General features: G+C 46.2%; 6 protein-coding genes and 1 pseudogene. 1 reads left to right on the top strand and 6 read right to left on the bottom strand.

Annotation, left to right across the window (positions count from 1 at the left end):
* Nucleotides 1-234 precede the first annotated feature (234 nt).
* Nucleotides 235-480, top strand: a complete 246-nt coding sequence (locus LBQ00_02995) for a hypothetical protein (protein ID MDR2017832.1) — start codon at nucleotides 235-237, stop codon at nucleotides 478-480.
* 183 nt (nucleotides 481-663) lie between these two features.
* On the opposite strand, the gene LBQ00_02990 is transcribed toward LBQ00_02995, so the two are convergent.
* From LBQ00_02990 to LBQ00_02965, 6 genes and pseudogenes are all read right to left on the bottom strand, one after another.
* Complete coding sequence (locus LBQ00_02990) at nucleotides 664-2,964, bottom strand: DNA internalization-related competence protein ComEC/Rec2 (GenBank protein ID MDR2017831.1); 2,301 nt, start codon at nucleotides 2,962-2,964, stop codon at nucleotides 664-666.
* A pseudogene (locus LBQ00_02985) lies at nucleotides 2,955-3,534 on the bottom strand (histone deacetylase family protein). The gene LBQ00_02990 and the pseudogene LBQ00_02985 overlap by 10 nt, the downstream one beginning before the upstream one ends.
* Before the next feature lie 509 nt (nucleotides 3,535-4,043).
* A complete protein-coding gene (locus LBQ00_02980) occupies nucleotides 4,044-5,351 on the bottom strand; it encodes a replication-associated recombination protein A (GenBank protein ID MDR2017830.1) in 1,308 nt (435 codons plus the stop codon).
* A gap of 9 nt (nucleotides 5,352-5,360) precedes the next feature.
* A complete protein-coding gene (gene pdxA / locus LBQ00_02975) occupies nucleotides 5,361-6,299 on the bottom strand; it encodes a 4-hydroxythreonine-4-phosphate dehydrogenase PdxA (protein ID MDR2017829.1) in 939 nt (312 codons plus the stop codon).
* Between the two features lie 17 nt (nucleotides 6,300-6,316).
* Nucleotides 6,317-7,243: a peptidylprolyl isomerase gene (locus LBQ00_02970; GenBank protein ID MDR2017828.1), complete on the bottom strand. Its 927-nt coding sequence runs from the start codon at nucleotides 7,241-7,243 to the stop codon at nucleotides 6,317-6,319.
* A complete protein-coding gene (locus tag LBQ00_02965) occupies nucleotides 7,240-8,262 on the bottom strand; it encodes a peptidylprolyl isomerase (protein MDR2017827.1) in 1,023 nt (340 codons plus the stop codon). The genes LBQ00_02970 and LBQ00_02965 overlap by 4 nt, the downstream gene beginning before the upstream one ends.
* Nucleotides 8,263-8,303: the final 41 nt, after the last annotated feature.

Genomic DNA, 8,303 nt, shown 5'->3' with positions numbered 1-8,303 from the left:
TACCCCTTACTATTCCATTTTTTATAGTTCGTTCTGAGTCGTAATTCTTACACTTCGGCATAATACACCTCCAATAAGAGGAGGTGTATTATAAATATATCGCTATGTAAATATTCTCCTCTCTATTCTCGTTGCTTGCATTATATAATAAGTATACGTTATGTCAAATTGGTATAATAGGTAAAGAAAGGGCTTGGTATTTTAAATCATGATCATGAAAAGCAGAGCGAGAACTTGCTTTACACAAAGAGTGGTGGGTGTACAAAAGAGCAGGAGTGCGGATCTCTCCGGGAGGAGCAGAACCTGATCAGGTATCTCAAAGCAACCGTGGCGGCCCTCTTGACGACAGAGGGGGAGCAGCATTGTGGGAACCATGGATCGTTGCCAATATGGCGGGGAGGCATCACCTTCGGCCTCGACTTCTGCGACAAGAGAGGTATTTACAGTCTGTATATGGCGGTAAATATATCGGCGGAATGATCGCCGAGACTAAGAAAAGAGTGATCATAAACGAGAGAAGCAGAATCGGAAGGTATGGAGTTAGAGGATGCACTACCCCATAGCATAATCTTTTATGGCTCACTTTGAAACAGATGAGCTTGTGGGCAGCGAGAACGGAGTATATTTGCTTCCCTTTATGAAAAAGTTTAGGCGCCTGGAGAGCTAAGGTGAGGAGTATGGAGCCATTTTGCCGGTGTCATGGATTAAAATTTTGCAAGTCAAGCCCCTGCCGTCCGAGCAAATCTTGATGAGACCATGCTGGTCTGTCCGAAACACAGGCACGGAAAGGGCTTTATAGGTGTCGAGGGCACCATCTCCCGGCAAACCTTTGATGCCTTTACCTACGCTAAGCACCGCCATGTCGGGTTTGACTGCCTGGACGAAGGAGATGGAGTTCGAAAAGTGGCTGCCGTGGTGAGGTATTTTGATTACCCTTGATCGGACCGGAGTGCCGGTGAGGATGAGTTTTTCCTCGACTTGACGGTCAATGTCTCCGGTGAGAAGAAAGGAATTATCTCCATGGGTCAGTTTCAGGACGAGAGAAGCATTGTTCGGATTGTCGGAAGAAATATCCTTTCCCGGATTGAGGACATCAATTTCCATATTTTCCTTGAAGGCGTACCGTTCGCCTTTCTTCCAGATTTCGAGGGGTATACCTTTCTCCTTTAACAAGACGAGAAGATCTAAGAAGTTGGTTTCTTTCCCGAAATAAGCCCCTGTGACAAAATGTTTTACCCTGAAAGATTTGAGCACGGCAAGCAGTCCGCCTATGTGGTCACCGTGTGGGTGAGTATTTATGACGTAATCGATGGTCTGGATCTTCCTGGAAAGGAGTATGGGGGTAATGATTGATGTGCCCACGTCATTATTATCTCTGTACCCACCGCCTCCATCCACTAGCATCCGTATTCCTCTAGGTGCTTCCACGAGCATTGCGTCCCCGAGTCCCACATCAATAAAATGAATGCAGAGAGTCCGGTTATGAAACCTCTCAAGGTACGTGTACCAGGAATACCCCAAAGCGCTGGGGATCAGGAAGAAGACGAGACCGGCAAGGACGATGCGTTTTTTGACATAAAAGAGAGGGAGAACAAGAGAGAAATAGAGCAGGCATTCGAATAGGGTAGGGCGGACTACGGGATAGATGTAGCCGGTGTTCAGATATTCGAGAGTATGTACTGTGAAGTCTAACACAACTCCAGAGAATCGGAGGAGATATTCACCCCATGGAAGAACGAGTCCCAAGAGGCTTATAGGCATGGCAATGACGCACATCAAAGGCACTGCAATCAGATTATAAACTATGGAAAAGGGATTAAACCCGTAAAAATGATATATTACGATTGGCATAGAACCGATGGTCGCGGCCACTGTCATTAGGATGGATGAGGCAAACCATCTTAGGATCTTGCTCTCAGTCCTTAACGGATAGAACCGCTCCGAGCATATCACGATAAGCAACACGCTCATAAAGGTAAGCTGGAAGGAGGGTGAGAAAAGGGAATGAGGATATATGAGGAGGATGACGAGAGCGCTCAATGCGATGGTATTGATCATATGTTTGCCTCTCTCTGAAAAGAGGCCTATCATAAACACGGTGATCATAATCGTGGCCCTGATGGTAGGGATACTTGATCCGGCTGTAAGCATGAATGCGAAGGCAAAAGGTATTGATAAGAGGGCGGCGTACCGTATATCATCCCCCCTTTGTCTTAGTCGGGATGACCTTCGTATTAGAGCGCGGGTGATAAAGAAGAAGAAGCCGGTAACTATGCCTATATTCGAGCCAGAGATAGCAAGAATATGAGATGTCCCTGTTTTTTGGAAAAGGGTTTTTGTCTCCTCATTGATACCTGTGGTATCACCGACCGTGAGTGCCTTGATGATACCCGGATTTGCGGCACCGGATGCCTCGATCCTCCTGCTCAGAAAGTCCCTCCACCAGTGAATCAAATTCGTGCCAGGAGAGGTTGCAATAATGGTACCTCGTATTTCATGGGATATCCCTTCGAGTCTCTTGGTCCATTTCCATGAAATGAGTGAAGGGTTGTTGTGCGTGAGAGCCATTTCTCTCAGTTGCCCGAAGACCTTTATCTTGTCGTTTATCCGGAGCCGGTCCGTTGTTCTGAATATAACCTTCATGCCACGAAAATCAAGGGGTTTTTCAATTCTTACGACCTTTGTGTTTGGAGATTGTTCAACGATGACTCCTTCATAGACCTCGCTTTGATCTTCAAAGACAACGTATGTCTGACTCGATGTCACTATCGCGAGGCGCAGCATCCCAGTCAATACAAATAACACGACCATGAGGCTGGAAGCGAGAGTCGGTTTTTTGGGGATCAGAAAAGGGATGAAAGGAAGGGGCGCGAGAATGATGAGCAACAGGCGGGCCGGCGGGCAGGGATACACGGCCTCCAGGTAAATACCTGCGACGAAAGAAAGAACTACGATTATGAACAAGCTTCCTGCACGCCTTTCAGGTATGAAAGGACATTTATCCCAAGGTCCTCTATGTAGTAGCCCCCCTCAAGAATGGAGAAGACGTGCGGATTCGATGAAACGAGGAGATTTCCTATCCTCCTGTAATCATCAGTGAGAAGCATGGCGCCCCAGTCTTTTATATATGTGTCGAACCCTGCTGAGCACCCGACGAGGTCGAATGATGCAGCATCCTTAAGTGCATCCCCAAAAATTTTAAAGAATTGTTCTCTGGAGGTAGCGAGAATATTCCTGAAAGTAATCCTGTCATCATCTTTGACTATGTCGAAAGTTCCGTTTCCATAGTGAAGGTCAATATCCACGACAAGAGCGTTTCGGATGAGCCCTTCCGATAGCAGCTTCTTGAGGGCAATTACCATGTTGTTAAATAATACAGAAGCCGCCGTTAAAATCATAGCCGGCATGATGGCCCGGAGGTTGTATGAGCGCAAAGGCCGGTCGGCCGGACAAGGCCGCCATTGCGGCCAGGACGGTTCCTCCCGCCGCCCGTCTGGCAACAGAGACCTCGTCGTTTGCCTCTACAATACTCACGAGCCGTTGGCTATGGCAGAGAAGGAGGTCGGAAACCGTACAGGGATCGACCTCGGCGAATTCGGCTATCTCCTTTATCTTTACCAGATCTCCACCACCCTGTGTGAGTTTTCAAAGTCGATGGTATCGTAATTTATCTCAAAGTCGTTGCTGTATGGGACGAAGAGCTTACCCAAGTCAGTCTGATACCTCGCTTTCTAAAAGTACCGATTATACTGATCAAAAAGAATAATAAATTTTCCCGCCATGCAACGTCAATCATAAAATCGCGGTCTGTCTTTTCTTGACAGCAAGAATGCTGCAAAAATTCCCGTTTAAGGTAAAAAGAGTATTTTCATACCAACCAGCAAATAGGATAAGAGAAACTGAATCTGGCCGTCCGCCATGACATTAACCGATTTGAGATTTTTTATATTTCAAGTATATAATTTGGATGCGATGCCGATAATGTTAAATTTTAACATCGGTTTGCCGATAGACTCCTTGACGGATGAAAGCGTCGACACTGCCTAATCCCCTCTGAACATTCTTCTTGCTTTTTCCAGAAATACCTTTAACTGCTTTTCGTATCCTCTGTCTGTAGGATGGTAGTATTGCCTGCCCCGTAGTTCTTCAGGCAGGTAATCCTGTTTCACGATGGCATCCTCGAAATCATGAGGATATAGATAATCGTGACCGTAGCCCAGTTCCTTCATTAATTTCGTTGGGGCATTCCTTATGTGCATGGGTACAGGATATTCAGAAAGAGTCTTCATATCCGATCGTACAGCCCCGTATGCAACATACACCGCATTGCTTTTTTCGCAAAGGGAGAGATAAATGCACGCCTGTGCGAGTGCCAAGAGTCCCTCCGGAGGACCGATAAATTTGAATGCCTCCATTGCCGAGACGGTAAGAGTCAGAGCTGCAGGGTCTGCATTGCCCACATCTTCTGAGGCAAACCGGACCATCCTTCTCAGTATGTAAAGAGGGTCTTCGCCTCCTTCAATCATTCGGGTAAGCCAGTAAAGGGCCGCGTCTGGGTCGGAACCCCTCATACTTTTGTGAAGGGCGCTTATTAGGTCATAGTGCATTTCACCCTTTTTGTCGTATACGGCGATGTTTTTCTGATAAGCCTCCTTCACGATGGCGTGAGTGATCCCCTCTTTTTTTTCGCCAGTCTCTCGTACCATTATGTAACATAACTCCAGAAGATTGAGGGCTCTTCGGGCGTCTCCATTCGAAAGGGCTGCAATCTCCGAAATGACATCTTCTTCTATCCAAAGAGAGGCGGTCTTAAGCTCCTGATCATCCTTCAATGTTCTTCTGAGAATTGCCGTCACGTCATCCTTCGTCAGAGGATTAAGGGTAAGTACCCTCATCCTTGAAAGAAGGGGGGCAATGATTTCGAAAGAGGGATTTTCCGTGGTTGCGCCGATGAGGGTAATGTCCCCGTTTTCAACGTGAGGGAGGAATGTATCTTGCTGAAGTTTATTGAATCTGTGAAATTCATCGATAAAAAGGATGATCTTATGGAACTTGGATTTCCGGATTACTTCTTTCACCTCTTTGATGCCGATACTTACGGCACTCAGGGTGATGAAGGGGAGTTTCATGTAGCGTCCCATCAACCATCCCAAAGTCGTTTTCCCTACGCCGCTCGGTCCCCAGAGTATCATGGATGGTATATCTCCTTTTTCAAGGAGGCGTCTGAGCAATCTGCCCTCTCCGAGAATATGCTCTTGCCCCATGAAATCTTCCAGAGTCCGCGGCCGCATCCTATCTGCAAGCGGTTTTCCAGTCGGTTGATCGGGTGGGATATAGTCGAATAAATCCATAGAAATCCTCTAATCGAGGCGGGTTATCATTTTCTCGGCCATACGGTAGGCCCTTACCAGACTGGTTGGGTCTGCTAGCCCTTTGCTTGCAATATCGAAACCTGTGCCATGGCCAGGAGAGGTACGTATGAAGGGAAGTCCCAACGTAATATTCACGGTTCCTGCAAAATCGACGGTCTTTATCGGAATAAGTCCCTGATCATGGTACATGGCTACAAAGGCATCGCAATCCTTATGGTAGAAAAGGGTGTCCGCCGAAAAAGGACCGCTTACATCAATGCCCTGGGATTGTGCGAATGTAACGGCTTTTTCTATAAACTTCTCCTCGACGCCTATGGAACCCTGTTCCCCTGCGTGTGGATTTAGGCCGCAGACTTTCAGGGAGGGGTTCTTGATGCCGAAATATTCTTTCAGCGAACGGTGAGTTATAGAGATTGTTTTCAGGATCTCATTGGCGTTCAGTGCTTCCGGCACATCTTTTAAGGGAATGTGGATTGTTGCGAGGGAGACCCTCATATCCCTGTTTGCCATCATCATGACATACTCTTCTGTACCGCCGTAATGAGCGAGAAGTTCGGTATGGCCTGCAAAAGGAACGTCGGCCAAGCGAAGGGCGGCCTTGCTTATCGGGCAGGTAACAACTGCGGCAACTTCTCCGGAAAAGACATACTTGAGAGCTTCGATGACATATTTGTAGGAAGCTTCACCATACATTGCACTGATTGTGCCGAATTCTATTTTGTCAATAAGCGATAAGTCTATGAATTCTGCGTCACCGGTGCGGCCCTCTCCGAAATCCTTGAACGGAAGGGCGGTATCACCAAAAATGGAGCCGGCGTGGGCTTTCATTGCAATAAAATCCCCGATCACAACGGGGATGCTGTCTTTACGGAGATGGGGTAAAGATTTCAGAATGATTTCTCCGCCTATGCCGGCGGGGTCTCCCATCGTGATCGCGATCCTTTTCAGATCTTTACCTCAATATAGGATGATTTTCTTAACTTTTCGATAAATTCTTTATATCTCTTCTGGGACAAATCTGAAACGATCTTTTCCTGAATCTGTACCTTGACTGCCTCGTAGGGTAATGTGCCGCCGGCCTTCACCTCAATAAGCTTCAGGATATGGACTCCGTATGCCGACTGTACGATCTTGCTGTATGTTCCCGGGGTGAGAAAAGTGACTGCTCCCCTGAATTCAGGGACAAGATCTTCTTTCCGGACAAACCCTATATCGCCGCCATTATCGGCTGACGGGTCGTCCGAGAACTCCTTGGCCACTGCCTCAAAAGACTCTCCTTCTTTAAGGAGGTTGTATGCTCGTATGGCTCGGTCCTTTATATCAGATCTTTTCCCTGATATAAAAATATGCTGCAACTTGTAGTCTTCATCTTTGAATTCATCCAGGTGTTTGTTGTAGTAATCTTTCAAATCTGCTTCCGTGATGGTCACGTCAGGGGAAATGATACGCGTAAGGACTCTCGTGCGAAGAAGATTCGATTTCAAGCCTTCATAAAAATCAGTGTAATTGATATGTTCTTTTGCCAACTGCTGCTTCAGATCCTCTTCCGTGATAAGGTGCTGCTTTTTTATATTGTCTACTATGGCATCGGCGTCTTTATCTGATACAAAAACGTTCAGTTTTTTTGCCTGCTGCCTGATAAGCAAGTCGTCAATCATGAAATCCATTTTTTCCTTCAGTCTCAGGCCCTGCAGGTATTCGTTTATCGACACGAATTTGTCTTTTTTCTCGATAGGAACGTATTTTTCGGTCTCCTTGAGCGTAATAATATCATCGTTTACGATTGCTACCACCCTATCTATTACCTCTCCTTGGGACAAGGCAGGCCAAAACAGAGAAAGAGCTATGAAGACCGATAAGAGAATACTCATTTTTTTAGTTGTCCTTCCTCCTTCACTGCAGACTTTTCCTGCTTGCCTTCAGACTTCGCCGCGTCTTTCTTCTGTTCCGCCTGGTTATCTTCTTTAGCCACTGGTTTTGTTTCTTCATTCTGAGGCCCGGCGGTTTCTTCTAGTTTTGTCTCCGGTTTCTCGCTAGGCGATGTCGCCTTAGGCTTATCTTCAGTCTTCAGCAGCAACTCGTTTATCGTTATTTTTGAGGATTTCTTGAGGTCTTGAACATACTGTTCGAAAAGCTCTTTTTGTTTTTCCTGCCCCATCTGCTGTTTTGCAAATTCCTTGACCTCGTCGAAGGGCACGTAAGCCGACGGTTTTATACCTTCCAGCTGTATAATATGGTAGCCAAACTTGGTCTTGACGATACCACTTATCTGTCCAATTTTTTTCAATTTCAGAGCCTGGGCCTCGTATTCTGGGAGAAGGGACCCTCTGGGGTGAAATCCTATTTCTCCGCCGGATGCTTTCGCGTTGGGATCAATAGAATATCGTTTGGCAAGTTCGATAAAGTCTTCTCCCTTTTGAAGTCTGACAAGTATCTGCTTAGCCTCGTCTTCCGTCTTCAGGAGAATATGCCTTGTATTGATCTCACCTTCTTTTTTGAATTCTTCCTTGTGAGAGGCGTAGTATTGCTTTAAGTCCTCATCGGTCACCTTTCCCTCAAGGGTGAGTTTCTTTTTCAGCAAGGATTCCATGAGGAGCTGATCTCTAATCTCCCCAAGTCTTTCAAGGAATTCCTTGTCGCTGTCCATTTTCTCTTTCTTGGCCTCCCTGAGAAGCAGTCTTTTGGTAATAAAATTGTCAAGATAGGTTCTCTTGCCGCTTTCTGTAGCGACAAGCATTTTCATATTCATAGGTATCTTGTCGAGCGCATTGTTGAACTCATTGAGAGTGATTTTTTCTCCGTCAATTGTCACAAGAACCTTCCCGTCCTCTTTCTTAGAACATGAAAATATAAGCAACACTGCGCACAGAAGAATACAAATCTTTTTCATCTACTCACCCCATCCCTTTGAAGTCTTTTTGGCTGCAAGAT

Source organism: Syntrophobacterales bacterium (assembly GCA_031274925.1).
GTDB lineage: Bacteria > Desulfobacterota > Syntrophorhabdia > Syntrophorhabdales > Syntrophorhabdaceae > PNOM01.
Note: the sequence above shows the minus strand (reverse complement) of the source record. Positions and strands in the feature narration are given on the sequence as shown.

Excerpts from the sequence above, each read along its gene's own strand:
- LBQ00_02980 (MDR2017830.1), bottom strand. The coding sequence starts at position 5,351 with ATGGATTTATTCGACTATATCCCACCCGATCAACCGACTGGAAAACCG.
- pdxA (MDR2017829.1), bottom strand. The coding sequence starts at position 6,299 with ATGGGAGACCCCGCCGGCATAGGCGGAGAAATCATTCTGAAATCTTTA.
- LBQ00_02970 (MDR2017828.1), bottom strand. The coding sequence starts at position 7,243 with ATGAGTATTCTCTTATCGGTCTTCATAGCTCTTTCTCTGTTTTGGCCT.
- LBQ00_02965 (MDR2017827.1), bottom strand. The coding sequence starts at position 8,262 with ATGAAAAAGATTTGTATTCTTCTGTGCGCAGTGTTGCTTATATTTTCA.